Source organism: Natrinema salsiterrestre (genome assembly GCF_029502005.1).
Lineage (GTDB): Archaea > Halobacteriota > Halobacteria > Halobacteriales > Natrialbaceae > Natrinema > Natrinema salsiterrestre.
Genome location: NZ_JAMQOT010000002.1, coordinates 598,730 through 625,387, shown reverse-complemented (window position 1 = coordinate 625,387; position 26,658 = coordinate 598,730). Strand labels below are relative to the sequence as shown.

Below are 26,658 nucleotides of genomic sequence, written 5' to 3'. Positions count from 1 at the left end.
GAATTTGCCCTTGGCCTCGTACTATGGCTTATTCTTTTAACTGGGACAGAGTTATTACTCTCTACCCTGTGGGTCCGGACGAGACGATGTCCGCTCAGCAAGAGCCCGAGGATGAATACATCGGGAACACCTCTCCACTGGCCCGAAAAGTCCTCAACTGGTTCGGTATTAAATCGGCCCGGCAAGAGCGGATCGACAGGGAAGAGTCTACCACTCGCTGATCTACTCGGTGCACGATTGCGGTGAGTTCTACTGCCGCTTATCTGGAATTCCGTTATTTACAATCTAGGTGCGGAGCTAACCCGTAAGACGGATTCCGGGGAGTCGTTCTGGTCTATCTGTGAGATAGGACCGCTGTGGTGGCTGGTATCTGCAATTCCAGTGGCTCGCGATCGCGCCGCGTGCTTGGATCGACAACCAGTCAATATCCTAACGTTCTTTAGGATAGATTGCGTAACGAACAGACGCGCACGAAAGTGCGCAAGAGCCGGAGTGCACAGGACCAACCAAGCACTCCGGCTCAAACACTCGCCCCCGCGTAGCGGGAGCAATCCATCGTTGACGCTGGCGAAATAAAGAAGTGCCGACGTCTCGCCGACCAGTCGCTCCTGTCGCCGACTCGTTCGCTGGGTTGTCTACCGCCGCGTCGGGGCCAGACAGAACGATCCATGGTCTCGAGCATCACCATCCACTGCACCTGTGGAACGGACGTTCGTATCGAGAGGACGACCGACCGGGCCGCGTGTCCGGACTGCGAGACGACGTTCGAATGCACGCTCGTCGAACACGCCGAGGATAACAATGTACCCAGCACTCGCTACGGCACTGAGACGTATCGCGGCCCGTGAAGACCGCGCCGTGACGGGCCTGCCACCCCTGTCCGAGGCGGTGGACGCCGAGGCCCTCACCGCGGTCCTCGAGTCGAATCCAACCGTCACCGTCCGCTTCGAGTACGAGGGCTATCGCATCGTGCTCGGTCCCGGCCCCGACGAGGTCGCGGTGAGCGATCGGGAGCGGTGACGGCCCGCCGATCGGCCCGTCCGAGCGACGATTCGGGCGGCCCGATCACGCGTCGACGCGAGCGGCGAATCGACAGAAGTTCCCGATCATCTGTTTTCCCAGCTCGAGCGAGATGTCGTCGCCGGTCCCGTCCTCGGCCGCCCCGGTCTCACCGTCCGGTACCGCCCGCGTGAGAATGCTCTCGGGGTGGAACTGTACGCCGATCTGGGGCTTCTCGCGGTGTCGGACCGCCATCAGGACGCCGCGTTCGTCCGTCGTCCGCGCGGTCTCCTCGAGCGCGGCGGGCAGATTCGCCCGCTCGACGGCGAGCGAGTGGTAGCGGCCGACCTGAAACGCGTCGGGGAGGCCGTCGAACAGCCCCGCGCCGTCATGGGTGACCGTCGAGGGCTTTCCGTGGACGACGTCGGGCGCGCGGACGACCGGCGCGCCGTTGGCCGCACACAGCGCCTGATGGCCGAGGCAGACCCCCAGGATCGGATACTCGGTCTCAGCGAACAGCGGGACCGAGATTCCCGCCTCCCGCGGCGTCCCCGGCCCCGGCGAGACCACGATCCCCGTCGGCTCGAGGTCGCGAACGCCCTCGAGGTCGATCGCGTCGTTTCGCCGGACGATCACCTCGTCCGCGAGCTCGCCCACGTACTGGACGAGATTGTAGGCGAACGAATCGTAATTATCCACGACGAGCAACCGTTTGCTGCGGTCGCTCGCGTTCGCTCGGTCGCGGGTGCGATGCTCGTCACTCACACTCCTCACCTCCGCGTTCCGCCTCGAGCCCCAGTTCGGCCCGCTCGCCCAGCGCGTCGTCGACCGCCGTGATGAGCGCGCGGGCCTTGTCGAGGGTCTCGTCGTACTCGCTGGTCGGATCGGAATCGTGGACGATCCCCGCACCGACGCGGAGGTGGTACTCCTCGGCGTGGCGGACCAGCGTCCGAATGACGATGTTCAACGTCGCGCGCCCGTCGAAGCCGAAGATGCCGACGCTCCCCGTGTAGGGGCCGCGCCGAGTGCGCTCGAGTTCGTCGATGATCTCCATCGTCCGCGGCTTCGGCGCGCCGGTGATCGTCCCGCCGGGGAACGTCGCCGCGATCGCGTCTGCCAGCGTTTCCTCCGGCCGAAGCCGACCGGTGACGTTCGAGACCAGGTGCATCACCTCGGAGTAGCGGTCGATCCGGCGGTACTCCTCGACGTCGACGGAGCCGTACTCGCAGACCTTCCCGAGGTCGTTGCGCTCGAGATCGACCAACATCGCGTGCTCGGCGCGTTCCTTCTCGTCCGTCAGTAGATCCTCCTCGAGCGCTGCGTCCGCCTCGGGGGTCTCGCCGCGGGGGCGCGTGCCGGCGATCGGCTCCGTTCGCACGAAGTCGCCGTCGCGCTCTCGCGGACACGGGCTGCTCGAAGACGTCGGGGTGCCCGACACCTCGCGCTCGAGCAGTAACTCGGGACTCGCGCTCACCAGATCGGCCGAGCGGAACTCGAGGAGACAGGAGTACGGCGCCGGGTTGACCCGCCGCAGGGCGTCGTAAGCGGCGACGGGATGGACGGCGGCGGGTGCGACCAGCCGCTGTGAGATGTTCGCCTGAAAGGTGTCGCCGTCGCGGATGTAGTCCTTGACTCGGCGCACCCGGTCGGCGAACGCCTCGCGACCGCAGTCGCTCTCGAAGGTCGCTTCCGAGCGCGAGACGGGCGGCTCACCGACCTCTGGATCACCGGCGAGCGCGGCGCGGGCGAGCTCGAGCGCGCGCTCCCGGCCGCGATCGTAGGCCGCCTCGAGGGCGGCGTCCGTCGGTTCCGCCTCGTCCTCGAGATCGAACTCGGCGTCGGGACCGCCGATTCGCGGACAGGCCGTAATCCGCAGCGTGACGTCACCATCAGCTGGCTCTTCCCAGGCGACGAGACGGTCGTAGACCGCGACCTCGAGGCGGGGCAGCTCCCGGTCGTCGACCGCCGAGCCGGGCACATCCTCGAGCTCGCGGGCGATATCGTAAGACAGCCAGCCGACGGCTCCGCAGGGGTAGGGGACGTCGCACTCGCCCCGGGCGAGCCGATCGCCGGCGAGCAGGCCCTCGAGCGCGGCGAGGCTCGGCGATCGGCCCTCGGTCGCGTCGCGGAGGCCGGCACCGGAGCCGACGGTGAGTCCGTCGACCGGATCGACGCCGAAGTATCCCCAGCCGGGCTGGCCGCCGGTCGTCTCGAGGAAGACCGATCCCTCGCGGCCGTCGCGCGCCCGCCGATAGGCGAGAAACGGATCCGAAACGGTGACGCGGACTTCGATGGGGACCCGGAGTCCGGTGCGCGTCGCCGACTTGGATCCCGTCGCGTCCGGCGCACCGCTGTCGCGGACGGCGTCGCGAAACGAGTCCAGCGTCGTGACGACGCGCGGATCGCTCATACGCCTCGAGAGGGAGCGGAGGAGTAATCCTCTTGCGATTTCGGGGCATCGACGATCGAGTACCGAGCCGAACGCGTCCGGAAAAGAGTCCCTCGGGGGCGGTGTCTCGAACGCGAGGCCGGGGGCCGAGAGTCGGGCGACGGATTACCGTACTTCGGCGCGATCGATCCAGCCCTGCAGCCGCTTCTCGGAGATGTCGGTCTCCTCGGCCAGTTCGGCGGCGTCGGCGGCGGCGAGATCGCCGACGGTCTCGACGTCCGCAGCGGTGAGTCGGTCGGCGTAGGCCGGGCCGATCCCTTTGATCACGTCGACGGATTCCTGACTGTCTTCGTCGGCCTCCCCCTCGTCAGCGTCGGATTCCTCGGATTCGGGCTCGACTTCCTCGTCGACCGCGGATTCCGCGTCGGTGTCGGGCTCCGCGGATTCCGCGCCGACAGCAGCCGCTTCGTCGTCGGCCGCTGTCGAGTCCGGCTCCGGTTCCGGTTCGGATTCCGTCTCGCTCTCGACGTCCGCGGACGCGTCGTCCGTCTCGGACGCAGCGGCCGAGTCGTCGTCGGGTTCGGCCTCCTCGACGGGTGCCGAGTCGTCGGCCTCCGCCGGCGTCTGTCCCGCCGCCGTCGCCGCATCTTCGGTCTCCGATTCGGCCGCATCGGCCGGTTCGGAGGTCTCATCCTCCGATTCCGTCTCCGACTCCGCCGACTCTGTCGAGCTCGAGCCGGCCGTCGCCGATTGCGGCGGTTCGGCGATCCCGCCTTCGGTCGTCGTCTCCTCGCGATCGGACTCCGCGGCGGCGTCGGGTCCGTCGTCCGTCGACCCTTCCCGTTCGACCGTGACCCCCACCTCTCGAGTGCCCCCGCGCTCCGAGTTCGATTCGCCGAACCCGAACAGGGACTTCAGCTTTTGCAAGATTGCCATTATCTCGTGGTAGTGGGTTCCATCACTTAAATTCGCCTGATATTGACAGGGGAACTGGAGGACGGTACGCTGGAGCCGGTTACAGCCGCGAGCGGAGCGCCTCGTTCATCGCGTCGACCGGCGCGTCCCGGTCCGTCCAGATCTCGAACGCCTCGACGCCCTGATACAGCAGCATCCACGCGCCGTCGACCGTCGTCGCGCCCGCGTCGGCGGCGTCGCGCAACAGTCGCGTCTCGAGGGGCCGATAGACCGCGTCGAGTACGGCGAGATCGCCGTGAAGCGCGTCTGCGGGCACCGGCGTCGCGTCCTCTTCCATCCCGACGCTCGTGGCGTTGACGAGCACGTCGGCACCGGCCACCAGCTGCTCGATGTCGGCGAGCCCGTGACCGGTCGCGCGGGGTACTTCGTCGGCCAGGTCGTGGGCTTTCGGCTCGGTTCGGTTGGCGATCGCGACCGTCGCGCCGGCGTCAGCGAGGCCGAAGGCGACCGCCCGACCGGCACCGCCGGCCCCGACGACGACCGCTCGAGCGCCGTCGATCTCGACGTCGTGATCGCGCAGCGCGCGCAACGCGCCCACGGCGTCGGTGTTGTACCCCGTCGGCGGTCCCGACCCCGAGAAGTCGATCGTGTTGACCGCGCCGATTCGGGTCGCCAGGTCCTCGGGTGCGACGATCTCGAGGGCGTCCTGCTTGAACGGGATCGTCACGTTCAGCCCCGCGATCCCGAGCGCGTCGGCCCCGCGAATCGCGTCGTCGATCTCCTTCGGTTCGGGCTCGAAGGTCACGTAGCGGGCCTCGAGTCCGAGTTCGTCGTAGGCGGCCTCGTGCATCGGCGGCGACAGCGAGTGGCCGACCGGGTTGCCGAGGAGGCCGTATACGTCCATAGCCATTGGTCTCCCTGTCACTCGTCGCGGCGGGGATATAATGGGTCTGGCTTCGGCAGGGGGGTCCGTCGGCCGTCGGTCGGCATACGTGCGTCACTCGAGACGGCCTCCGGTCGCACCTCGCCGTCTTCACGGCGACACGGAAGCGGCCTACTGAACGCATCGCTCGTTTCGCGTCACTTTTGGGGGACACCTGAGTAGCCGCCCCCATGATCTCAGGGACGCCGTTGTTTCTCCTCTCGCTGGCGGCCGGGATCGCCGCCCTGTACGGCGGTGCCGAGTTACTGGTTGCGGGTGCGGGGCGGCTCGCGCTGGGAATCGGTCTCCGGGCGACGACCGTCGGGGTGACAGTGATCGCGTTCGCGACGACCGCGCCGGAACTGTTCGTCTCGGTGATCGGCGCGCTGAACGTCTCGAGCGACGTCGGCCTCGGGACGGTCGTTGGTTCGAACATCGCGAACATCGGGCTGGTCCTCGGGGCCGCCGCGCTGATCAAACCGCTCCCGATCGGGGAGCGGGTCATGCGCCGGCACGTCCCCACGATGGTGCTCGCGGCGATTTTGCTCGTCGTACTGGGCGCGAACGGCCGGATCGGTCGGCTCGAGGGGGCGTTTTTCCTGCTCGTCCTCGCCGGATTCACGGCGTTTCTCCTGTACTACGTCAACGCAGACCCCCCGGCGGTGGCCGACGATCCGGACACGGGGTCGGGCGTCTCACTGCGCGACGTCGGACTCGTCCTCGGCGGACTGATCGCGCTCGTGATCGGGTCGCGGTGGCTGGTCGCCGGCGCGACCGGGTTGCTATCGGCCCTCGGCATTTCGGACCTCGTCATCGGGCTGACGGTGCTCGCACTCGGGACGTCGCTGCCGGAACTGGCGGCCTCGGTCGTCGGTGCCGTCCGGGGGCAGACCGAGTTCGCCGTCGGCAACGTCGTCGGGTCGAACATCTACAACATCCTCGCGGTGCTGGGGATCGTGGCCCTGATCACCCCGATCGAGATCGAACCGGCGACGCTTCGATTCGAACTCCCGATCATGGTCGCGTTCACCCTCGTGCTGGTCGGGATGATGGGATACGGCCGGCGACTCACGCGACTCGACGGCGCGATCCTCGTCGTCGGCTACGTCGGATTCATTTATCTGCTCGTTCCGTGATTCGCCCCGGTCGGCGGAGCGTGCGGTCACGGTGCCCGGAAGCGGGCGGAAACCGGCGACGTTAACGGCCCCAAACTCCGACCGCGTGGTATGACGACGCTCGCGATCGTCGAGAGTCGCGCCGACCGCGCTTCCGAGCACATCTGTGACCACGTCCGTGAGCACGCCGACTGGGAGCGACGGACCGACGACGCTCGACCCGCGGCCGACGGCGGCGGCAGCTACTACCGAACCGACGGCGCGGAACTGCGCTCGTTCGACGATCTCCACATCGAACTCGAGCGCCCGGCCGACGCGTTCGACTGCGACCCCGACCTGCTCGTCTTCGCCTCGCGACACTCCGGGGACACCGGGGCGCTGCTGACGGGCCACTTCACGGGTAACTTCGGTCCGGCCGAGTTCGGCGGCGAACCCGACGCCCTGGCCGACGCAGCGCCGAACGCGCTGGCCCGTCTGCTCGCGGCCTTCGACGAGTACGCACCCGAAGCGTACGAGGTGGGAGTGGAAGGGACCCACCACGGCCCCACCGACGTCGGCTGTCCCTCCCTCTTCGCGGAACTCGGGAGCGGCGACGAGCAGTGGGACGACCCTGCCGGTGCGGAAGCGGTCGCTCGCGCCGTCCTCGAGCTGCGAGACGTCGATCCACACCGCTCGAGACAGCTCGTCGGGTTCGGCGGCAACCACTACGCCCCGCGATTCGAGCGGATCGTCCGTAACACGTCGTGGGCGGTCGGCCACGTCGCGCCCGACTGGGCGCTCGAGGCGATGGACCACCCGACGGCCCACCGCGACGTCATCGAGCGCGCGTTCGAGGCCAGTGAGGCCGACATCGCACTACTCGATGGCGAGTGGCCGATTCTCGAGGAGACCCTCGCGGACGTCGATTGCCGCGTCGTGGGCGAGACCTGGCTGCGCGAGGTCGACGACCGCCCGCTCGAGGTCGTCGACGCGGTCGAATCCGAACTGGGGGCCGTCGAAGATGGGATCCGGTTCGGTGACCGCCTCGCGGAGTCGATCGCCGTCGTCGACCTCCCCGCGGACCTCCTCGGGACGGCACAGGGGATCGACCCCGATCGCGTTCGGGCGATCGTCGAGGACCACGCCGTCGCCTTCACCACCGACAACGGCGGGAGTCGGGTCGGCTCGCGGGCGGCGGTTCCCGACGACGGCGAGAGTGGGATCGAACACGAGAGTGCGACGGAATCTCAGAGCGATGACTCCTCGAGCGGCCAACGGATGCGGATCGTCGAAGAACTGGCCGAGCTCCTCGAGGCGAAGTACGAGACTGTCCGAATCGAGGACGATGCCGTCGTCGCCGAAGAGACGGCTTTCGACCCCGCGCTGGCACACCAGGTCGGCGTTCCCGAGGGACCGAAGTTCGGCGCGCTCGCCGACGGTGACTCGGTGACCGTCGACGGACGAACGATCAATCCCGAGAGGGTTCGGACCGAACGGATCCACCGATTTCCGATCTGACCGGACCGGCGGCCGACAGTAATATCAGTCTACACTCCGTACTCTGCCAGATTCAACATATACTATTATAAATACGTAATAATATATTACTATGTCAGACAGGCGACTGACGTGTAGGGGAAAGGTAATTATGCTCCATCTTTTAGACACGGCCAAGAATGGACTCTATAATCGACGACGCAATCGACGAGGCCGAAGAGGGGGAGGGCGCGGTCCCCGACGACGGCTCGCCACAGGACGGGGGCTCCCCCGACGGCGATCCGTCGTCCGGTCGGACGACCGGGACGATGACCGACGACGAGCTGGAAGACGTCCTGCAGGATCTCCAGACCGACATTACGGTCGTCGGCTGCGGCGGTGCCGGCGGTAACACGATCGACCGCATGCACGAGGAGGGCATCCACGGCGCGAAGCTCGTCGCCGCAAACACCGACGTCCAGCACCTCGTGGAGATCGAGGCCGACACCAAGATCCTCATGGGCGAGGAGAAGACCGGCGGCCGCGGCGCCGGCTCGCTCCCGCAGGTCGGCGAGGAAGCCGCCCTCGAGAGCCAGCAGGACATCTACGACGCCATCGACGGCTCCGACATGGTCTTCGTCACGGCCGGCCTCGGCGGCGGAACCGGGACCGGTTCCGCACCGGTCGTCGCCAAGGCCGCCCGCGAGGCCGGCGCGCTGACGATCTCGATCGTCACGACTCCCTTCACCGCGGAGGGAGAGGTCCGCCGGACCAACGCGGAAGCCGGCCTCGAGCGCTTGCGAGACGTCTCTGACACCGTAATCGTCGTCCCCAACGACCGCCTGCTCGACTCCGTGGGCAAACTGCCCGTTCGGCAGGCGTTCAAAGTGAGCGACGAGGTGCTGATGCGCTCGGTGAAGGGAATCACGGAACTCATCACGAAGCCCGGCCTCGTCAACCTGGACTTCGCCGACGTCCGCACCGTCATGGAGCGGGGCGGCGTCGCCATGATCGGCCTCGGCGAAGCCGACTCCGAAGCCAAAGCCGAAGATTCCGTCAAGACGGCGCTCCGCTCGCCGCTGCTCGACGTCGACATCTCCGGCGCGAGCTCCGCGCTCGTCAACGTCACCGGCGGCAACGACATGGCCATCGAGGAGGCCGAAGGCGTCGTCGAGGAGATCTACGACCGGATCGATCCCGACGCCCGCATCATCTGGGGGACCTCGATCGACGAGAGCCTCGAGGGCAGCATGCGGACGATGATCGTCGTCACGGGGGTCCAGTCGCCCCAGATCTACGGCCGACCCGACGGCGAGGAGCCCGTCCAGCCCGAAGCGCCCGCGGACGGCGAGGACATCGACTTCGTCGAGTAGTCGACTCGCCCCAGCGTCGGCGATTCGAGTCCCGGTTCCCGTTTTCACCCGTCTCTCCCTGTGATCGGCGACAGCGTCCCGACAGCGTCGGGTCCGGATGGACGTGGGGTCCTCCCCGCCTCAACAGATCGGCTTCGGATCGATGCCGAGATCGTCCAGCGAACCCGCGTACGCCTCGTACGCGGTGTCGACCACGTCTTCGGCGACTGCCCGTGCTCGGTCCCAGTCGTCGCTCTCCGCGCAGACTTCCTCGAGCACCTCGGCCGCACGATCGCCCTGGGCGGCGGTTTCGCTCCGGAGCTCTCGGAAGACGTCGGCGCGGCGCTCGTCGCCCTCGTTGACGAAGAAGTTTATCAGTTGCAGGTGCGTTCGGTCGCCGACCAGCGCTCGCCCGACGATCCCGCCGAGGCGCTCCGCGGTCGACTCGAGCGATCGGAGCTCCGCGTGCATCGCATCGGGCTCCTCGGGGTCGACCGTCTCGTCCTCGAGCATGGCCGTGATCCGGTCGTAGTGCTCGCGTTCCCGGTCGCGATACTCGTCGAAGAGCTCGCGAGCGCCGTCGTGTTCCTCGTCGTCGATCCAGTTCTCGAGGGTCTTCATCGCGGCCCGTTCGCTCGCCGCGGCGGTCCGGAGGACCGTCTCCGCCGTCAGATCGGCGTCAGTGAGCGCGACGAGGAGCTTCGACGACCCGAGGCGCTCGAGTTCGGTGGACATCGATTCCTCGATCGAGTGCTGGAAGTCGGCGGCGTCCATACCGGCACGACAACGCGACCCGTGTTGAACGTTGGTGACGGGACCACCCGGCAGCGACTTTACCCGACTCGAGCGCGAATCGATGGGTATGACCGATCGAACCGACGCCGACGAGCCGGCCGACGAGGCCCCCTCGATCGGCCCCGAGGAACTGGCCGAGCGGCTGCGCTCGGGCGACGAGCTGACCGTCCTCGACGTTCGTAACCGCGACGAGTTCGAGCGCTGGCACCTCACCGGTGACGGGGTCGACGCCGTCCAGGTCCCACACGCGAAGTTCATCCAGGCGCAGGCTACCGGCCGCGTCACCGAGCTCGTGGCCGACCTCGAGGAACCGATCCTCGCGGTCTGCGGCCGCGGGGAAGCGAGCGCACACGCCGTCGGCCTCCTCCGGGAGGCGGGGATCGACGCGTCCAACCTCACCGGCGGGATGGACGCGTGGGCCGAGCTGTACACGGCCCGGGAACTCGAGGTCGACGCGCCCGCGACCGTCGTCCAGTACGACCGGCCGTCCAGCGGGTGTCTCGCCTACGCGGTCTACAGCGGCGGCGAGGCGGCGGTGATCGATCCGCTTCGCGCGTTCGCCGACCGGTACGCCGAGGATGCGGACGATCGGAGAGCGGAACTGACGTACGCCATCGATACGCACGTCCACGCCGATCACGTCAGCGGCGTCCGTTCGCTCGGGGATCGGACCGGTGCGACAGCGGTCGTCCCGGCCGGCGCGACGGACCGCGGGCTCGCGTTCGACGCCGCGACGCTCGAGGACGGCGACGAACTCCGCGTCGGCGACGCGACGCTGACCGTGCTGGCGACGCCGGGCCACACGACAGAATCCGTCTCGCTTCGGCTCGAGGGCGACTCGGAAACCCTGTTCACCGGCGATACGCTGTTTCTCGAGGGCGTCGGCCGGCCGGATCTGGAACGCGGCGACGAGGGCGCAGTCGACGCTGCGCGGCGATTGTACGGGACCATTCAAAACCGTCTTCTCGCACAGCCGGCCGAGACCACGATCGCGCCGGGACACTACAGCGACGCCGCGGAACCGCGGGCCGACGGAACGTACGCGGCGACGCTCACGGACCTCCGCGACCGACTCGCCGCGCTCTCGATGGACGAAGCCGCGTTCGTCGCCCACGCCACGAGCGACCTCCCGCCGCGACCGGAAAACCACGAGCGCATCGTGGCCGCGAACCTCGGCCTCGAGGCGGTCGATCAGGAGACGGCGTTCGAACTCGAGCTCGGGCCGAACAACTGTGCGGTCGCCGACTGACCGCCGTCAGTCGTCCGCAACCGCGCCGTCGGCTTCGCCGCCGGTCAGGTCGCCTTCGATGCTCGGCGGGTACTTCCCGCGGTCGAGTTTCAGGTCCGACTGCGGTCGCGCCATGCAGGTCAGCGCGTAGTTTTCCGCCTCTTCGTCCGTCAGTCCGCGAGCCGCGGGCTGCGTGACTTCGCCCTCGAGGATCTCGGCCGAACACGCCAGACACATCCCGACTCGGCAGGAGTACTCCTGGGCGATGCCCTCCTCGAGGCATCGACTCAGGATCGTCTCTTTGTCGGTACAGGTGATCGTCTCACCCGTCCCGACGAACTCGATGGTGTGCTCTGTCATACGGGCAGGTACGAGCGACCTCACTAAAACTCTTTATTCCCACTTCTGATGACTGTTCCGACGAAAAGTGGTGTACGTGTCGCGACGAGTCGGTTCTCTCTCCCTCGGTGTCCGTGGCCGATCGCGCCATAGACTATTGTTATTAATCATCATAGTTTTTATTTTTCACCAATATGACTATCATCATATCTATGTCACTGGGAGGCAAACAAATCGGATTGTTGGTGCTCTCGTTGCTGCTCGTCTTCAGCGGGAGTGCACTCGCCCACTGGGGGCAGACGGCGGGGGGAGAGATCGACGTTCGGCAGGTCGAAATAGCAACCGACGACGGGGGGACGATCGACGGCTATCTCTACGTCCCGGAGGGGGTCAGCGCCGACGACCCCGCACCCGGCGTCCTCGCGATTCACGGCTACATCAACTCCAAGGAAACCCAATCGAGTTTCGGGATCGAGTACGCCCGCCGGGGCCACGTCGTCCTCGCGATCGACCAACCCGGCCACGGCTACTCCGATCCGCCGGCCTTTGCGAACGGCTGGGGCGGCCCGCCGGCGCTCGAGTACCTCGCGAACCACGAACTCGTCGACGAGAACAATATCGGGCTCGAGGGTCACTCGATGGGTGGCTGGGCAGCAGTCTCGGCCGCCGCTGAACATCCGAACAGCTACGAATCGGTCGTTCTCGTAGGCTCGTCAACGGGGTCGGCCGATGCGCCGGAGGGCAACGAGACGTTCCCGCGAAATCTCGGCGTGGTTTTCGCCGACTACGACGAGTTCCACTGGCTGATGTGGGGAACGGGGACTGCATCGGCGACACTGGACAGCGGGAAACTCAAGTCGGTCGTCGGCACTACCGAAACGGTCGAGGAGGGGGCGGTCTACGGAAGCGTCGACGACGGGACGGCAAGGGCGCTGTACACGCCAGCGACGACACATCCCGGCGCGACCCACTCGCGAACTGCGGTCGCCGACGCCGTCGGCTGGACGCAGATGACCCTCGATGGCGGCGACGAGGGGCCCGATAATCAGATCTGGTACTGGAAGGAGATCGGCACGGCGCTCGCGCTGTTCGGCGGGTTCCTCTTCCTGTTGCCCGCCGGCTCCGTCCTGACTCGGCCGGAGCCGCTCGCCGACGCGACGCGGACGCTGCCCGACGCGGTCACCGAACGCGATCGGGGCTGGTACGTCTCGGCGCTACTCGCGGCCCTGATCCCGGTCGTCCTCTACTACCCGACGATGCTCCTCGGCAGCCAGGCGATGCCGGTGACGGCGGTCACACCGCAGGGGGAGACGAACGGCATCGTCCTCTGGGCGCTCGCGAACGTCCTCGTCATCGTCGGCCTCGTCGGCCTGTGGCACCGCAACGCCGGCCGGTCGCCCCTTGACGACCGATACGGGCTCGACGTCGGCGACGGCGCCGCGACGATCGCGAAGTCGCTCGCGATCGCGGTCGGCACCGTTGGCGGCCTCTACGTCCTGCTGTGGGTCGTCGACGCGCTGTTCATGACCGACTTCCGCGTCTGGGTCCTCGGCCTGAAACTCATGTCCGCCGTCCACGCCCGGATCTTCGCGACCTACCTGCCGGCCTTCCTCGCCTTCTTCCTCGCGCTCGAGGTCCTGCTGCACGGTCGGCTTCGAACGCAGGAGACGACCGAGTCGCTTCCACGGGCGATGGCGACGAACGCGGCCGTCCTGACCGGTGGCTTCGCGCTCCTGCTCGTCGTGCAGTACGGCGTCCTGTTCGCCACCGGCGCGCTCGCGATCCCGATCACGGCGTTGCAGACGATCATCGCGCTGCAGTTCCTCGGCTTGCTGCCGGTCATCGCGGTGGTCTCGACGTACTTCTTCCACCGGACCGGACGGATCTGGACGGGCGCGTTCGTCAACGCCCTCCTGATCACGTGGCTGATCGTCGCCTCGCAGGCGACTCACTACCCGTTCTAGCTGAACCCCCGCCTTCGCCGCGGGATTTCGGCTTCGACCGGGCAACGAACGACCATAAAACGTTTTCTTATCGCGGTGTCCACAGTGTTGGTATGAGTACGCAGGAACAGTCGGCCGCCGCCGCGACAACCGGGACCAAGTCGCCGGACGCGGTCGTCGTCGGCGCCGGAACCGCAGGGTGCTACGCCGCAGCGACCATCGCCCGCGAGGGGTACGACGTCGTCATCCTCGAGCGGAAAGACGAGGAGGAGGCGGGCCACATCGCTTGCGGGGACGCACTGAAGGGTGCCGACGCCTTCCCCGAGGCGATTCCGAAGTCCAAACTCGAGCCGGCCTTTACCAACACGGGCGTCGATCACGGCCGCTTCGAGATTCCACAGGAGGACACCGTCCTCGAGATTCCGGTCCCGGGCGAGCTCGCCGTCATCGACCGCTGGGAGTACGGCCGGCGGATCATCGACGGCGCGGAGGACGTCGGCGTCGAGTTTCACTACGATACGGTCGTGAAAAACGTCGTCCAGGCCGACGACGGCCGCGTCACGGGCGTCGACGCGATCCGGAAGGGCGATCCGCTGACCTACGAGACGGACATCGTCATCGACGCCGCGGGCTCGCTCTCCGTCCTGCAGGACAACGTCGACTTTTCGGACTCGACGTTCGACACGAACGTCGACTACAGCCACTTCTGTTCGGCCTACCGCGAGATCGTTCACGTCGAGGAGCCCGTCGAGTGGGACGACGCGCTCGTCTTCAAGCCCACCGAGCGGGCCGCGGGCTACCTCTGGTACTTCCCGCGGACCGACACCGAGATCAACGCCGGCCTCGGTTTCCAGATGACGGAGGAACCGATGCAGCTCGTCGACGACCTCAAGCGCGACCTCGAGAACCGCCCCGAGTTCGACGGCGCGGAGGTCGAGGACAAACTCGGCGCGGCGCTGCCGACCCGGCGACCCTACGACTCCGCCGTGCATCCGGGCTACATGGCCATCGGCGACGCCGCGGGCCACGTCAACCCGACGACCGGCGGCGGCATCGCCGGCGCCGCCTACGGCGGCAAGTACGCCGCCGAGCGCGCCATCGAGGCCCTCGAGACCGGCGACTACGGCGAGGAGACCCTCTGGGAGTACAACGAGAAGGTGATGGACCACTTCGGCGCGCGCTACGCCGCGCTGGACGTCTACAACATCCTCTCGACGGCCGTCGACGTCGACGATCTGATGGGGCTACTCGCCGCGATGCCCGGCGACAAGCTCGCCGAGGCGCTCTACTCCGGCAGCACGGACATCGGACTCAAGCTCAAACTCGAGGCGCTGGTCAAGAGCCGCGGCCACTGGGGGACCATCTGGAACCTCTACCAGACCAAGCGCCGGGCCGACGAACTGCTCTCCCACTACGAGAACTATCCGACGAGTCCGGAGGGCCTCGCGGGCTGGCAGGACCGCCGCGACGAACTGATGGAGAAGGTCTACGAGACGACCGGGGCGGAGCCCAAGTACTAGAACCGAAATTTTGCGCTGCGGGCGCGGCGAAGCCGCGCCCTCGGCAAAATTTCGATCAAAAGCACTCCTCCTTCCCTTCCGCTCACTTCGTTCGCTCCAGGTCAGTCGTCGGCCCGCTCGTTCGCTTCGCTCACTCGCGGTCCGTTACTGGGCAACTGCCTGCCCTTCCCCGGGTCGCGGGCACCTCGCAGTGCTCGGAGCCCGCTCCCGGCCAGTTAGCGTTCGGTCAATCCTCTCGAGCAATCGAGTACCAGACGCTTACGGAACCGATCTAGTCTAATCTAACATTCCAGTTCCCGTGACTATACCCCTACTTCGTTAGGGAATTTCGATTTTCCTATCCGTCAAATAACGGGATATGATGGCACGAGACCACACACGACGACGCGCACTCGCAGTGATCGGGACCGCAGGCGGTATCGCACTCGCCGGCTGTACGGGAGGCGGTAACGGCGGCGACGGCAACGAGACGAACAACGAGTCGGATGACGGAATGGGCGACGGAGAGATGGGCGACGGCGAAATGGATGACAACGAAACCGAGGACGAGACGGACGAGCCGATGGCGAACGTCCGCGTCGCTCACCTCTCCCCGGACGCGCCGAACGTCGACGTCTACGTCGGCGGCGATCCCGTCCTCGAGGACGTTCCGTATCGTGCGGTGAGCGACTACCTCGAGCTCGCGGCGGGCACCTATCAGGTGATGATCACGGCCGCTGGGGATTCCGATACCGTCGTCTTCGACGAGGAGCTCGAGATCCCCGAGGGCGAGTTCACCATCGCCGCACTGGGCGAACTGAGCGAGGAGAACCAGCCGTTCGCGCCCTCGATCCTCGAGGACGACGTCAGCGATCCCGGCGACAACGCGCGGGTGCGGCTGGTCCACGCGTCGCCGGACGCCCCCGCGGTCGACGTGACGGCGGGCGGCGGCGAGACGGTGCTGTTCGAGGGAGCCGAGTTCGGTGACGCGGCGACGACCGAGGTGCCCGGCGGCGAGTACACGCTCGAGGTCCGGCCCGCAACCGAGAACAACGACGGCGACGTCGTCGGCACGTTCGACGTCGCACCCGAGGGCGGCAGCGTCTACACGGCCTTCGCCGTCGGCTACCTCCAGCCGGATTCGGCACCCGCCGACGAGGCCTTCGATCTCGAGGTCGTGATGGACGCCTGATCGGCCGGCCGATCACGACCGCTCGACGGCAGCCCCGAGCCGTTCGATCCGTTTTTCGGTCTCGGGATGCGTTCCGAACAGCTTCCGAGCGATGACCCGCCGCGTCCGATCGAAGAAGCGGTGCTCCTCCCACGGCGGCGGGACGATCGAAAACGCCGCCGCGGAGCGGTGGTCGCGCAGATCGGTCGCGGGCCGCCGCTCGAGGTCGCGATCGAGCGTCTCGAGGGCGCTCGCGAGGGCGGCCGGATCGCCCGTGATCGCGACGGCACCGTCGTCGGCGACGAACTCCCGATAGCTCGAGACGAGGGCGACGCACCAGCGACTCACCGCGTACGTGACGGCCGCGGCGGCCGTGACGACGGGATTCGCGACGTGACGGTCGACCGTCGCACTCGCGCTGGCCGCGGGCACGGCGAGGAACGTCATCACGGCCGCGTCCCGGTTCGCGACGTGTGCGAGTTCGTGTGCGAGCACCGCCTCGAGTTCGCGGTCGTCGAGGGTCTCGAGCAGCCCGCGCGAGACGACGATCGTCGACGTCGCGGGCCGATACCCGGCCGTGACGGCCCTCGGGGCGGCGCTCGAGGTGAGACGAATTGCGGGCGAGGGAACGTCGGTCTGGGCTGCCAGGCGTCCGACCGTCGCTCGGAGCGTCGTCAATTCTCGCTCGTCCGGTACGACTCCCGAACCGTCGCGCTCGGTTCGCTCGAGGTCGCGGATCACTGCGGGCTCGCCGGTGAACTCGGACCGAATCGTGCTGCCGACGTGCAGCCCGACGATACAGACGCTGCCGACCGCCGCCAGCCCTGGGAGATGATACTCGCTCGGAAGGGCTGTCGCTGCCGCGTAGACCGATCCGACGACGGCACTCGCTGCGAGTGCGACGCCGAGATAGCCGTACGCCGGTCTGGCGGTCAGATTTCCGACCGCCCCGAACACCCGGCGCATTTCGGTCGCGATCCCGACGGGATCGTCGCTCGCCGCGGTGTCTGTGGCGTCATCGGTATCGACGCCCCGATCTTCCGACCGGTCCGCTTCGTCTCGGTTCGACCAGTCGAGCGCCGCGTAGAGGAGCCAGCCGACGAACGCTGTGGCTACGAGGATCCCGCAGACGAGTATCGCTGCTCTGATTGGAAACCCGAGGACCGAGACGAGAAGGTAGCCAGTTGCGACGAGCGACGAGACGATTACCAGCAGATAGGTTACCGCAACGACTTCCTCGGTCGTCTCCGAGGGGTTCGGTTCCGTCCGCATCACGCGAACGGCACACCACGCCGTGAACGCCAGCCCACCGTAGACGGCCGCGGTGGGGAGCAGGGCGAGCGACGAACTCCCGAGTGCGATCGCGAAGAGGCCGTACGGAACGATCGTCGCCATCCCGGAAGCGAGGCCGATCAGCACGACCTCGACGGCGACGAGGAGCCCCATCGCGAGCGCGAGGAGCACCACCGAGAGCGCCATGCGACCCCAGAGTGCGGCCCGAACGCGGGTTACCCCCACGACCGGATCACCTCGAGACGCGACCCTCGTCCACGCCGGCACACCTCGAGTCGACGATCCTCTCCCGACGATCGACCGGACATCGTGCCGTTGGTTTCGGTTCGATTACTAACACGGTTCGGGTTTCCGGGACGCGGCCGATCAGTTCGCGCTCCGTCCCACTCGCTCGATCGCTCCCGCCAGCACGTCGATCCCGTGGCCGATGCTCGCCTCGTCGACGTCGAACGTCGCGGTGTGGTGGCCGCCCGGGTGGTCGGTGCCGACGCCGACGTAGCAGGCCACCCCGCCGCGCTCCTGGACTTCCTTCATCAGGAACGTCGCGTCCTCGCTACCGCCGAGTTCGTCGCGCTCGAGGACGCGGTCGACGCCCGCGGTGTCGCTCGCCGCGTCGGCCACGATCGAGACGAGGTCCCCGTCGCTGGTCGCGCTGGGTGCCTCGGCCCCGGTCTCGATCGACACCTCGCAGTCGTGCATCTCGGCGGCGCTCCGGAGGACCTGTCGGCTCCGTCGTTTCATATACTCCATCAGCTCGGTCGTCTCGCCCCGAACCTCGGCGACGATGCTGGCCTCGTCGGGGATCACGTTCGCCGCGCTGCCCCCCTCGACGACGCCCGCGTTGACCCGCGTCGCACCGTCGTTGTGGCGGGGGATCCCGTAGAGGTTCTGGACGGCCGTCGCCATCGCCTGGACGGCGTTGCGCCCCTGCTCCGGGTGGCCGCCCGCGTGAGCCGACTCGCCCGTGAACTCCGCCTCGAGGTGCGACACCGCCAGAAAGCCGTCGATTCCGGCGACGATCTCGCCGGTGGGGTGGTCGAGCCCGATGTGGACCGCGAGCAGGGCGTCGACGTCCCGGATGTGTTCGCTCTCGGCCATCGACTTCCCGCCGCCGACGACTTCCTCGGCGGGCTGGAAGAACACCTTCAGCGTGCCCGCGAAGTCGCTCTCGACGATTCGCTCGAGGACGCCGATTCCGATCGTCGCGTGGGCGTCGTGGCCGCAGGCGTGCATCGCACCGTCGTGTTCGGACCGAAAGCCCTCGGCGACGGGCTGGTGGACGGCATCGTCGGATTCCCGCCGCGGGAGGCCGTCGATGTCGACCCGGAGACCGACCGTGGGTCCCTCGCCGCGCTCGAGGACGGCGACCGCGCCCGTGTAGCCGCCCTCGAGTCGCTCGAGAGTCGCCTCGTCGACGCCCGCGTTTCGGGCCTGTTCGTACCAGTGAGTGAGGTCAGCGTCGTCGGGGACTGCCATCCGATGGTCGCCCGCGATGGCGTCCGGGCCGACGTGGAGGGCTGCGAGGTCGTCGCCGAGTCGGGACTCGAGCTCGTCGACGATCCGTGCGGTCGTGTAGAACTCGCGCCAGGCGGGTTCGGGTTTTCGGTGGAGATCTCGACGCAACGAAACCAGGTCGTCTGCGGTCATATTTCGTCCTCGTCGGGAACAGTAAAAAGCCCTGCTGCTGGGTTCGCGCGGAATCGACCGCCGATCCGGTTCGTCGGTACGGTCCCGAGTCGCTTCTCCGCCGGCGATCGCAGCAACGTTCGTCGACGGTATGAGAAGCCCAACGGCGGATTCGCAATCGGAAGCTGCGCGCTCGAGCCGCTCTCAGTTCCCGCGACCCGCGCCGTGGATCTGTTCGACTTCGGCCTCGATGTGGACCGAGTCGGGGAAGCTCTGCGAGGCGATGTTGCGCGCGAGGCTGTCGTGGCCGTGAATCTCGAGTTCGCGGGTGAAGACGGTGTACTCCCACGAGGAGAACTGTCGGTCGTCGTCGGCGTGGAGCCGACAGCGCTGGGGGACGGAGAGCTTCTCCGGCGGGTGAGAGTGGGGCCCTTTCAGCGCCGCTCCCTTCCGTTCGGCGTTGGCTTTGATGTCCTCGACGATACCATCGAGCGCGGCGCGATCGCCGCTCTGGAGCGTGAGACGGGTGACGAAGGTCATGGCTGGTGGTGTCGAATAGGTCCACGGTGTGCGCGTAAAAACTTGCTGAGATGCGACGATACCAGTCACTGTCAGTAAACGACTGCAGTCGACTGGCCGACGACGGCACGAAAATCCGAGTCGGAATCAGTGTACGTTGGACGAACAGTCCGATATTCTCTTAACGTCGCATCTATTAGTCCACTTAATGGCAGTCGAAGCTACGAGCGCAGGCGCGATCCTCTTCCGCGATACGCGGGGCCGGCGCGAGTATCTTCTACTCAAGAGCCGCCCAGGCGATTGGGAGTTTCCCAAGGGCGGTGTCGAAGGAGATGAAGAACTTCAGCAGACGGCGATCCGCGAAGTAACGGAAGAGGCAGGTATCGAACAGTTCAGACTACTCGACGGCTTCCGCAAGGACTACGACTACGTCTTCGAGGCGAACGGCAAGACGATCCACAAGACCGTTCACCTCTTCATCGCGAAGTCGTTCGAGGCCAGCGCGGAACTGTCCAACGAGCATCGCGACCTCCAGTGGCGCGATTACGAGCAGGCGATTAACACCGTCACGCAGGACGGCCCCCGAGAGATCCTCGAGGACGCCCACGAGTTCTTGGACGAACGCGAGGAGGAAGACGAGGAATAGTCCCCTCACCCACCTCCCGAAGCGATCAGCGGCGGCGCGTTCTCTCTGACGACCGCCGCTAGCCGCTGTTCGTCGGTGACACCTCTAGTGACGACTCTCGGTGCAGGTCCCGTCCGTGAACCGGCTTCGGATCAGGACTCGTGATCGCTCCGTCACACTGATGAAAAATACGCAACTTGAGGTGATAATCAGAGTGGCACGCTACGTTATATTAACAAAAATATGATCTGTCAGACACAAGAGCTTATATCCTCGACTGAGTTCTCGGCGTGTGGTGGAAATAACATGTTAGAAGACGGACTGTCGTATCCGGTTCGAGGCGACTGGGTCGGACGAATACTCATCGGCGGCGTGCTCGGATTCCTTTCCGTGCTGCTGTTCCCCGTGTTCCTTCTGATGGGATACTGGGTCCGAGTGCTCGAGAAGACGGTCGCGGGAGACGACGAACCGCCGGAGTTCGACGAGTGGGGAGACCTCTTCGTGAAGGGAGTCATCGGGACGGTGATCGGACTGGCGTACGCGATCGTTCCGACGGTCGTCTATTCCGTCGTCGTGTTCGGGTTGATCGGCGTCGGTATCGGAATCGGCGGGGACGGTGGCGGTCTCCTCGCTGGCCTCGGGTTCGTGACGATATTCGCGAGCATTCCCCTCGTATTGCTGATCTACTACATCGTTCCCGCGGCGCTGACTAACTACGCCCGCGAGGGCACGATCGGCGCTGCGTTCGACGTCGGCGCGATCAAGCCCGTCCTGCTGAGCGTCGACTATCTGCTGGCGACGCTCTTCCCGTTGGGAGTTGCCCTCGCCCTCACGATCGTCAATTCGATTCTGGCGGCCACCGTCATCGGCGTGGTACTCGTCCCGTTCGTCGGGTTCTACGCGAACGTCGCGATCTTCCGCATGTTCGGCAACGCGTTCGCCAAAGTCAGCGCGAGCGCTACGTCACAGCCGGCCACGGCGTCCGCGTCCGTCTGAACCCGGATTCGAAACGATCGACCTTTTTTCGCTGTTACTGATCCCCGGTCCCGATACGTTCAGTAGCGGGCGTCGGAAACGGACGCCCACACCGTCACACACATATCGGCCCTGACCCTACGGAGGACAGTGACTCGGGACCCCGAGAGCGAATTCGAGTTCGAGCTCCGAGCCTGCCGGTGGGCCGAACTCGAGTGGCCCCCGGCCGGCGAGCCCACGAGCGACGACACTGCGATCGTCGTCGCCCGCCAGCTCGGCACGAAGCGCCGCCGCTGGGACACCATCGTCCTCGAGTGCGACCCCGAGGCCCTCCGCCGGCGCGCGAACTTCGGCCTCGAGCGGCTCGACAGCGACCTCCTCCACGTCGTCCGCAACGCCCCCGCAGAGTGGGCCTACTACCGCGACGTCCTGCCACATCCCGGCTACCCCTGGCGGTACGTCCGCGAGGCGATCCACCGCGCCGACGACCGGGGGATCCTCGAGACCCGCAAGAACGGCAATCGAATCGAGATCCGACGGAAGTGGCCCTATCCCGACTGGCTCGAGCGCATCGTCGCGATCGAGAACAAACCGGATCTCGACGCCAGCGCGGCCCGCGCGCTCGGCTCGCAACTCGAGTACGACGTCGCGATGGGGCTGGCCGACGAGGTCTGGGTCGCGACCCGACAAACCGGCGACCGCGTCGAACCCGCCCTCTTCGAGGACCTGCCGGTCGAGGCGGGGATCCTCGCGCTCGAGCCCGCGGCCCTGACCGCCGACGTCGCGTGGCACCCGCGCACGCTCGGAGCCGACGAGCCGGGGACGCGGATCCTCGACCGGCCCGACGGCGGGACTCGGGACAGCTCCGCCGCCCAGTTCGAGTCCGTCGATCCCGACTGGAAAGCCGACAAGCGACTCGCGATCGCCGAGCGCGCCTACGAACGCGGCTGGCGCTCGTTCGTCGAGACGATGCGCCCCGACTGCCGGGGCTTCGAGTTGCGCGCCCGCGACGCGAGTCAGGCGGTGCCCTACTGCGCCGCGAAGGGGCGCTGCCAGACGGCGGCCGAGTGTGCCGGCTCCTGTGGTGAGTTCGAACCCGAGCCGCCGGCCTGGCGCACTCGCGGCTGGCCGATCGAGGGCGGCCCCGGAAAACGGGTTCAGCGGATTCTCGAGGAGCGCCGGCGGCGACGGCGACCGGGGGTCAAGCGCGCCAGTAGCTCGCGGTAAGCATCCGCGAGCGAAGCGAGCGGTTCACCGACGGCGAGACCGAAGGCCGAGCCGTCGGCCTTTTTCATCGACGTTTTTCCGCGTCGGGTTCTCCTGCGCCGAACCACTCGCGGAAAAACCTCGGTAGTCAGTCGGAGACGGCGACCTCGAGGTCGTCGCGCTCGACGGTCAGCCGGAACGTCGGGACGGTGCGGTACTCGACCTCGACGACGCCCTTGCGGCGCAGGCTCTGGAGGCCCGAGCGGACGTCTTCGGCCTCGGGATCGACGTCGTACTCGTCCCGGAGCTTGTGCAGTACCGAGACGACGCTCTCGGATCTCTCGTCGGGGCCGGCCAGCACCGCGACGATCCGCGCCTGTAATTCGGGGACCCGAATCTTCGAGGGCACGCCGTCGTCGTCGGGATCGCTGACCAGTCCCGGCTCGACGTCGACCAGGTCGGCCGCCTCCGCGGTCGCCCGGATCAGGCTGTTGTCGTCCCGGAAGTAGTAGTCGCCGAGTTCGTTCTCGAGGTACTGGTGGACCTCGCTGCCGCTGTCCATCTCCCATCGGTCCTGGAGCTCGGAATTCTTCGTCGGCTGTAGCTCCACCACGTCCGCCAACCGGTCCTTGGCCTCCTCCGAGAGCGTCATCGTCGAACGGTATGCGGATCCGGTACTTTTGCGTTGCGTCACACTGCGACACTGGTCGCCTGCCGACGGCTCCTCAGCCGAATTCACCGACGAACGTCCGCAGGTCGTCGACGAACGGCTCCGGCACTTCCATCGCCGCGAAGTGGCCGCCCGCGGGCATCTCGTTCCAGTGACGGATATCGTAGACCTCCGCCGCCCAGGCGCGAGGCGTCCTGTACACCTCCGCCGGATAGCGGGCGTGGCCGGTGGGCACGTCGACGGCGTCCGGCGTCGCCGCGCCCACGTCGGTCTCGTAGTAGAGCCGCATCGAGGAGTTGATCGTCCCCGTGAGCCAGTAGACGCTGAGATTGTCGAGCAGCCGGTCGCGATCGACGTGGGAATCGAGATCGCCGTCGCAGTCGCTCCAGGTGCGGAACTTCTCGAGGATCCACCCCGCGAGCCCGGCCGGCGAGTCGCTGAGTCCGTACGCCAGGCTCTGCGGTTTCGTCGCCTGGATCTCGTGGTACGCGGTCTCCCCGTCGCGGAACTCGGCGGTGGCCTCGTAGTCGGCCCACCCCTGTTCGTCGAGGAGCTCCGTCGGGTCTTCGGCCTCGAGCGAGGACGGGTTCAGAAAGAGCATGTTCGTGTGGATCGCGTCGACGCGATCGGGGTAGTTCGCGCCCAGCAGGGCGGTGACCAGCGCGCCCCAGTCGCCGCCCTGTGCGACGTACCGATCGTAGCCGAGTCTATCCATCAGTTCGGCGACGTCGTCGGCCACCCGCGGCACGTCGTACCCTCGCTCGCTGGTCGGGCCGGAGAAGCCGAACCCCGGGAGAGACGGGGCGACGACGTGGAACGCGTCCGCCGGGTCGCCGCCGTGGGCCGCCGGATCCGCGAGCGGCCCGAGAACGTCGAGGAACTCCGCGACCGAGCCCGGCCAGCCGTGGCTCAAGACGAGCGGCGTCGCGTCCGGCTCGGGCGAGCGCACGTGATAGAAGTGGAGCCGCTGGCCGTCGATCTCCGTCACGTACTGCTCGAATTCGTTGAGCCGATCCTCGAAGGCGGCCCAGTCGAAGTCCTCGCGCCAATACTCGCAGACGTCCTGGAGATACGTCAACTCGGCTCCGTACTCCCAGCCCGCATCGGGGAGTTGATCCGGCCAGCGCGTCCGTTCCAACCGCGTTCGAAGATCGGATACGTCGTCTCTATCGACCGCGACCTCGAACGGACGAATCGAGTCGTCGCCGTGGTCCGCCGTCACGATTCGCCTCCCTCCTCAGCGCTTCCATCCCGGCGCTCGTCGAAACCGAACTGCATGCGTCCGTCGACTCGGCCGGATCACAAAGAAGTGACCCTCGCTCGAGTTCAATCGTCTCCGACGACGGGCACCGGTGACGTCGTCTCGAGCGTCTCCTCGATCTGCGTGTAGACGAGGATCGTCCCGAGGACTGCGAGACACGTCCCGAAAACGAACGGGACCCTGAAGCCGTAGCTCACCAGCACGCCCGAGGAGAGGGGCCCGAGCGCGATCCCGTAGCCGAATGCCATCGTGAGCACCGACAGCTTCGATCCGGATTCGCCCGCGCCCGCCAGATCACCGGCGAGCGCGAGCGACGGGGCGAACACCATCGCCGCCGCGATCCCCTGACTCAACCGTGCGAGAAACATGAGCTCCGACGACAGCACGAACCCCTGCACGAGCGTCGTCGGGATCAGCAACGCCATCCCGGTGACGATGAACGGCCGACGGCCGTACCGGTCGCACGCACGCCCGATCGGCGTCTGCAGCGCCACCTGCGCGATGATGAAGGCCGCGAACTGCAGCCCGAACCAGGTCGCCCCCTGCTCGAGGCGGGCGTTGACCTGCGGCTGGATCGTCGCGAACAGCGCGATCGCGGTCGCCATGAACAGCGACGCGAGTCCGAGCGTGAAGACGGGATCGAGGGCGTTCGGTCCCGCTCGATCGCGGATCGGGATCGAGAGATCGGCACCGGCGTTCGCCACCGTCGATTCGGGATCGGAGACGAGCACCGTCACCATCCCGTAGCTGATCGTCGCCGTGATCGTCGCGATCCAGAAGGCCGCATCGAACCCGTTGAGCGTCACCCCGCTCGGGAGCGGGTACGGGCCGCGACTCACGACCGCACCGGCGACCACCGGACCGGCTCCGAATCCGATCAGTCGAAACGTGTTGTAGACGCCCATGTTCCCGCCCCGATCCCCGGTCGTCGCGAGCTCGTTGACGAGCGCGATCGACGCCGGAATGATGAAGGCGACGCTGACGCCCTGGAGCCCGCGAATGACGAGCAAGGAAACGTACGTCTCCGCGAACACGTAGGCGATGTTCGTCGTCGCGAGGCCGGCGAGCCCGATCAGAATGAACGGCTTTCGCTTTCCCACCCGGTCCGACAGCCGCCCGGTAAACGGCTGTACGCTGCTGTTGAGGAAGCCGAAGAGGGAGAGGATCAGCCCGATGATCATCGATTCCCCCAGCCCGAACGCCGTTCCGCTCACGACGCCGCTGGTCACGTACAGCGGGATGACGATGATCAGAAACGAGTTCCCGATCCCGTCCGCCATCCGGGCCCCCGCCAGCGCGAGTACCCGTCGATCGACGGCGAACGGCGCGACGACCCGATCGAGGACTTCCCGCATCGACCCTATCTGTGTTATCCCGGCCGATTATAGTTTCGAACCGAAATGTCGGACTCCGTGACAGTACGTCCGACCGTCGCAGAGCTACAAGCCGGTCCGCCGCGTCGTCCCATCCATGTCCGAAATCAAACTCAGTCGGATCGACTCCGTCTTCGCCGACCTCGAGTACCCGATTTCGCAGGACGACGCCGCCGCGGAACTCGAGGACGTCACGCTCCTCCTCGCCGACGGCGAGCGGAATCTGGGTGCACTCGTCGAACGGAGCGAGCGCGACCGCTTCGAATCGATCGACGACCTCCGGGCGGAACTCCACAACGTCCTCCCGCGGGAAGCCGTCGGCGAGCCGTATCAGTCCGAGGGCGAGGGGTAGCCTCCTCGAGACGGAGCAGCTCCCGCGACCGCTCGGCGAGCCTAAACAGGTCTCTTAAGTCGCTCGACCTCCGTAGCCCGGACAACGATGGAATTCTGCGACGAATGCGGTTCGATGATGAAAGCCGAGGACGGCGTCTGGGAGTGTGGCAGCTGCGGCTACACGGAGCCGAAAGGCGATGCGGCCCAGTACACCGTCACCGACGATCAGGAAGTCGGCGAGATCATCGAGTCCTCCGGCGAGACGTCCCTTCCCGAGACCGACGCCATCTGCCCCGAGTGCGGCAACGACCGCGCCCACTGGTACATGCAACAGATCCGCTCGGCCGACGAGTCCGAGACCCGCTTTTTCATTTGCACCGAGTGCGAGCACAAGTGGCGCGAGGACGACAACTAACGAAATTTTGCTCTGCGGGCCAGCAGAGCTGGCCCTCGGCAAAATTTCGATCAAAAGCACTCCTCCCTCCGTTCCAGGCGCTCGAGAGCGCCTTCCACATCGGTCGTCGGCCCGCTCGCTCACTTCGTTCGCTCGCGGTCAGTTTTGGGTGACGGCCTGCCCTCCCCCGGATCGCGGACTCCTCGCGTTGCTCGGAGTCCGCTTCCGGCCACCGCTCTCTCGAGTCACTGGTGAATCCAA

At 66.9% G+C, this 26,658-nt stretch carries 25 protein-coding genes; 13 read left to right on the top strand and 12 right to left on the bottom strand.

Features of this window, described 5'->3' with window-relative positions; translation table 11 throughout:
* The first annotated feature begins 801 nt into the window (after positions 1–801).
* Positions 802–1,020, top strand: a complete 219-nt coding sequence (locus NDI89_RS08630) for a HalOD1 output domain-containing protein (RefSeq protein WP_277521124.1) — start codon at positions 802–804, stop codon at positions 1,018–1,020.
* Positions 1,021–1,065: 45 nt separating this feature from the next.
* Here NDI89_RS08630 and NDI89_RS08625 read toward each other — a convergent pair whose 3' ends face one another.
* From NDI89_RS08625 to NDI89_RS08610, 4 genes are all read right to left on the bottom strand, one after another.
* The gene (locus NDI89_RS08625; RefSeq protein WP_277521123.1) at positions 1,066–1,764 is read right to left on the bottom strand and encodes an anthranilate synthase component II; all 699 of its coding nucleotides are present in this window, start codon (positions 1,762–1,764) and stop codon (positions 1,066–1,068) included.
* Positions 1,757–3,409: an anthranilate synthase component I family protein gene (locus NDI89_RS08620; RefSeq protein ID WP_277521122.1), complete on the bottom strand. Its 1,653-nt coding sequence runs from the start codon at positions 3,407–3,409 to the stop codon at positions 1,757–1,759. Before NDI89_RS08620 ends, NDI89_RS08625 begins: the two co-directional genes overlap by 8 nt.
* 144 nt (positions 3,410–3,553) lie before the next feature.
* Positions 3,554–4,324, bottom strand: a complete 771-nt coding sequence (locus NDI89_RS08615; RefSeq protein ID WP_277521121.1) for a helix-hairpin-helix domain-containing protein — start codon at positions 4,322–4,324, stop codon at positions 3,554–3,556.
* Between the two features lie 79 nt (positions 4,325–4,403).
* Complete coding sequence (locus tag NDI89_RS08610) at positions 4,404–5,207, bottom strand: shikimate dehydrogenase (protein ID WP_277521314.1); 804 nt, start codon at positions 5,205–5,207, stop codon at positions 4,404–4,406.
* A gap of 209 nt (positions 5,208–5,416) precedes the next feature.
* Here NDI89_RS08610 and NDI89_RS08605 point away from each other — a divergent pair, with 209 nt between their 5' ends.
* The 3 genes from NDI89_RS08605 (at position 5,417) to ftsZ (ending at position 9,168) form a co-directional block, all read left to right on the top strand.
* Positions 5,417–6,361 carry a calcium/sodium antiporter gene (locus NDI89_RS08605; protein ID WP_277521120.1) on the top strand — a complete coding sequence of 315 codons (945 nt, stop codon included), beginning with the start codon at positions 5,417–5,419 and terminating at the stop codon, positions 6,359–6,361.
* A gap of 90 nt (positions 6,362–6,451) precedes the next feature.
* Complete coding sequence (locus NDI89_RS08600; RefSeq protein WP_277521119.1) at positions 6,452–7,837, top strand: D-aminoacyl-tRNA deacylase; 1,386 nt, start codon at positions 6,452–6,454, stop codon at positions 7,835–7,837.
* Between the two features lie 158 nt (positions 7,838–7,995).
* A complete protein-coding gene (gene ftsZ, locus NDI89_RS08595) occupies positions 7,996–9,168 on the top strand; it encodes a cell division protein FtsZ (RefSeq protein ID WP_277521118.1) in 1,173 nt (390 codons plus the stop codon).
* A gap of 120 nt (positions 9,169–9,288) precedes the next feature.
* On the opposite strand, the gene NDI89_RS08590 is transcribed toward ftsZ, so the two are convergent.
* Positions 9,289–9,921, bottom strand: a complete 633-nt coding sequence (locus tag NDI89_RS08590; protein ID WP_277521117.1) for a rubrerythrin family protein — start codon at positions 9,919–9,921, stop codon at positions 9,289–9,291.
* An 88-nt stretch (positions 9,922–10,009) separates the two neighbouring features.
* Between NDI89_RS08590 and NDI89_RS08585 the strand changes: the two genes are divergently transcribed.
* Entirely contained in the window at positions 10,010–11,191 is a 1,182-nt protein-coding gene (locus NDI89_RS08585) for an MBL fold metallo-hydrolase (protein WP_277521116.1), read from the top strand.
* 6 nt (positions 11,192–11,197) lie between these two features.
* Here NDI89_RS08585 and NDI89_RS08580 read toward each other — a convergent pair whose 3' ends face one another.
* Positions 11,198–11,530 (bottom strand): 2Fe-2S iron-sulfur cluster-binding protein, encoded by a 333-nt coding sequence (locus NDI89_RS08580; protein WP_277521115.1) that lies wholly within the window; start codon positions 11,528–11,530, stop codon positions 11,198–11,200.
* Between the two features lie 191 nt (positions 11,531–11,721).
* Between NDI89_RS08580 and NDI89_RS08575 the strand changes: the two genes are divergently transcribed.
* The 3 genes from NDI89_RS08575 to NDI89_RS08565 all read left to right on the top strand — a co-directional run bounded on the left by NDI89_RS08575 (position 11,722) and on the right by NDI89_RS08565 (position 16,143).
* On the top strand, positions 11,722–13,473 hold the full coding sequence (locus NDI89_RS08575) for an alpha/beta hydrolase family protein (RefSeq protein WP_277521114.1): 1,752 nt from the start codon (positions 11,722–11,724) through the stop codon (positions 13,471–13,473).
* 92 nt (positions 13,474–13,565) lie between these two features.
* Positions 13,566–14,972, top strand: a complete 1,407-nt coding sequence (locus tag NDI89_RS08570; RefSeq protein ID WP_277521113.1) for a geranylgeranyl reductase family protein — start codon at positions 13,566–13,568, stop codon at positions 14,970–14,972.
* Positions 14,973–15,333: 361 nt separating this feature from the next.
* Positions 15,334–16,143, top strand: coding sequence for a DUF4397 domain-containing protein (locus tag NDI89_RS08565; RefSeq protein WP_277521112.1), 810 nt, complete (start codon positions 15,334–15,336; stop codon positions 16,141–16,143).
* Positions 16,144–16,155: 12 nt separating this feature from the next.
* On the opposite strand, the gene NDI89_RS08560 is transcribed toward NDI89_RS08565, so the two are convergent.
* From NDI89_RS08560 to NDI89_RS08550, 3 genes are all read right to left on the bottom strand, one after another.
* Positions 16,156–17,640 carry a M48 family metallopeptidase gene (locus NDI89_RS08560; protein WP_277521111.1) on the bottom strand — a complete coding sequence of 495 codons (1,485 nt, stop codon included), beginning with the start codon at positions 17,638–17,640 and terminating at the stop codon, positions 16,156–16,158.
* A gap of 141 nt (positions 17,641–17,781) precedes the next feature.
* Positions 17,782–19,062, bottom strand: coding sequence for an amidohydrolase (locus tag NDI89_RS08555; RefSeq protein ID WP_277521110.1), 1,281 nt, complete (start codon positions 19,060–19,062; stop codon positions 17,782–17,784).
* A 183-nt stretch (positions 19,063–19,245) separates the two neighbouring features.
* Positions 19,246–19,581: an uS10/mL48 family ribosomal protein gene (locus NDI89_RS08550; RefSeq protein ID WP_226005419.1), complete on the bottom strand. Its 336-nt coding sequence runs from the start codon at positions 19,579–19,581 to the stop codon at positions 19,246–19,248.
* Between the two features lie 187 nt (positions 19,582–19,768).
* Here NDI89_RS08550 and NDI89_RS08545 point away from each other — a divergent pair, with 187 nt between their 5' ends.
* The 3 genes from NDI89_RS08545 (at position 19,769) to NDI89_RS08535 (ending at position 22,387) form a co-directional block, all read left to right on the top strand.
* Positions 19,769–20,206 (top strand): bis(5'-nucleosyl)-tetraphosphatase, encoded by a 438-nt coding sequence (locus tag NDI89_RS08545; RefSeq protein WP_277521109.1) that lies wholly within the window; start codon positions 19,769–19,771, stop codon positions 20,204–20,206.
* A gap of 285 nt (positions 20,207–20,491) precedes the next feature.
* On the top strand, positions 20,492–21,181 hold the full coding sequence (locus NDI89_RS08540; RefSeq protein WP_277521108.1) for a DUF4013 domain-containing protein: 690 nt from the start codon (positions 20,492–20,494) through the stop codon (positions 21,179–21,181).
* A gap of 129 nt (positions 21,182–21,310) precedes the next feature.
* On the top strand, positions 21,311–22,387 hold the full coding sequence (locus tag NDI89_RS08535; RefSeq protein ID WP_277521107.1) for a DUF5787 family protein: 1,077 nt from the start codon (positions 21,311–21,313) through the stop codon (positions 22,385–22,387).
* A 127-nt stretch (positions 22,388–22,514) separates the two neighbouring features.
* On the opposite strand, the gene NDI89_RS08530 is transcribed toward NDI89_RS08535, so the two are convergent.
* The 3 genes from NDI89_RS08530 to NDI89_RS08520 form a co-directional block, all read right to left on the bottom strand.
* On the bottom strand, positions 22,515–23,018 hold the full coding sequence (locus tag NDI89_RS08530; protein ID WP_277521106.1) for a DUF5797 family protein: 504 nt from the start codon (positions 23,016–23,018) through the stop codon (positions 22,515–22,517).
* Between the two features lie 73 nt (positions 23,019–23,091).
* Positions 23,092–24,258 carry an epoxide hydrolase family protein gene (locus NDI89_RS08525; RefSeq protein ID WP_277521105.1) on the bottom strand — a complete coding sequence of 389 codons (1,167 nt, stop codon included), beginning with the start codon at positions 24,256–24,258 and terminating at the stop codon, positions 23,092–23,094.
* Positions 24,259–24,362: 104 nt separating this feature from the next.
* Positions 24,363–25,652 (bottom strand): MFS transporter, encoded by a 1,290-nt coding sequence (locus tag NDI89_RS08520; protein ID WP_277521104.1) that lies wholly within the window; start codon positions 25,650–25,652, stop codon positions 24,363–24,365.
* A 115-nt stretch (positions 25,653–25,767) separates the two neighbouring features.
* On the opposite strand from NDI89_RS08520, the gene NDI89_RS08515 reads away from it, so the two are divergent.
* Positions 25,768–26,022 carry a DUF5789 family protein gene (locus tag NDI89_RS08515; protein ID WP_277521103.1) on the top strand — a complete coding sequence of 85 codons (255 nt, stop codon included), beginning with the start codon at positions 25,768–25,770 and terminating at the stop codon, positions 26,020–26,022.
* An 87-nt stretch (positions 26,023–26,109) separates the two neighbouring features.
* Positions 26,110–26,418, top strand: coding sequence for a transcription factor S (locus NDI89_RS08510; RefSeq protein WP_277521102.1), 309 nt, complete (start codon positions 26,110–26,112; stop codon positions 26,416–26,418).
* The last annotated feature ends 240 nt before the right edge of the window (positions 26,419–26,658 follow it).

Bases quoted from the DNA above. Each gene is read 5' to 3' on its own strand.
- NDI89_RS08585 (WP_277521116.1), top strand. From the start codon at position 10,010: ATGACCGATCGAACCGACGCCGACGAGCCGGCCGACGAGGCCCCCTCG.
- NDI89_RS08515 (WP_277521103.1), top strand. From the start codon at position 25,768: ATGTCCGAAATCAAACTCAGTCGGATCGACTCCGTCTTCGCCGACCTC.
- NDI89_RS08615 (WP_277521121.1), bottom strand. From the start codon at position 4,324: ATGGCAATCTTGCAAAAGCTGAAGTCCCTGTTCGGGTTCGGCGAATCG.
- NDI89_RS08575 (WP_277521114.1), top strand. From the start codon at position 11,722: ATGTCACTGGGAGGCAAACAAATCGGATTGTTGGTGCTCTCGTTGCTG.
- NDI89_RS08570 (WP_277521113.1), top strand. From the start codon at position 13,566: ATGAGTACGCAGGAACAGTCGGCCGCCGCCGCGACAACCGGGACCAAG.
- NDI89_RS08590 (WP_277521117.1), bottom strand. From the start codon at position 9,921: ATGGACGCCGCCGACTTCCAGCACTCGATCGAGGAATCGATGTCCACC.
- NDI89_RS08600 (WP_277521119.1), top strand. From the start codon at position 6,452: ATGACGACGCTCGCGATCGTCGAGAGTCGCGCCGACCGCGCTTCCGAG.
- NDI89_RS08555 (WP_277521110.1), bottom strand. From the start codon at position 19,062: ATGACCGCAGACGACCTGGTTTCGTTGCGTCGAGATCTCCACCGAAAA.
- NDI89_RS08610 (WP_277521314.1), bottom strand. From the start codon at position 5,207: ATGGACGTATACGGCCTCCTCGGCAACCCGGTCGGCCACTCGCTGTCG.
- NDI89_RS08520 (WP_277521104.1), bottom strand. From the start codon at position 25,652: ATGCGGGAAGTCCTCGATCGGGTCGTCGCGCCGTTCGCCGTCGATCGA.
- NDI89_RS08530 (WP_277521106.1), bottom strand. From the start codon at position 23,018: ATGACGCTCTCGGAGGAGGCCAAGGACCGGTTGGCGGACGTGGTGGAG.
- NDI89_RS08565 (WP_277521112.1), top strand. From the start codon at position 15,334: ATGGCACGAGACCACACACGACGACGCGCACTCGCAGTGATCGGGACC.
- ftsZ (WP_277521118.1), top strand. From the start codon at position 7,996: ATGGACTCTATAATCGACGACGCAATCGACGAGGCCGAAGAGGGGGAG.
- NDI89_RS08540 (WP_277521108.1), top strand. From the start codon at position 20,492: ATGTTAGAAGACGGACTGTCGTATCCGGTTCGAGGCGACTGGGTCGGA.
- NDI89_RS08545 (WP_277521109.1), top strand. From the start codon at position 19,769: ATGGCAGTCGAAGCTACGAGCGCAGGCGCGATCCTCTTCCGCGATACG.
- NDI89_RS08510 (WP_277521102.1), top strand. From the start codon at position 26,110: ATGGAATTCTGCGACGAATGCGGTTCGATGATGAAAGCCGAGGACGGC.
- NDI89_RS08620 (WP_277521122.1), bottom strand. From the start codon at position 3,409: ATGAGCGATCCGCGCGTCGTCACGACGCTGGACTCGTTTCGCGACGCC.
- NDI89_RS08605 (WP_277521120.1), top strand. From the start codon at position 5,417: ATGATCTCAGGGACGCCGTTGTTTCTCCTCTCGCTGGCGGCCGGGATC.
- NDI89_RS08550 (WP_226005419.1), bottom strand. From the start codon at position 19,581: ATGACCTTCGTCACCCGTCTCACGCTCCAGAGCGGCGATCGCGCCGCG.
- NDI89_RS08630 (WP_277521124.1), top strand. From the start codon at position 802: ATGTACCCAGCACTCGCTACGGCACTGAGACGTATCGCGGCCCGTGAA.
- NDI89_RS08580 (WP_277521115.1), bottom strand. From the start codon at position 11,530: ATGACAGAGCACACCATCGAGTTCGTCGGGACGGGTGAGACGATCACC.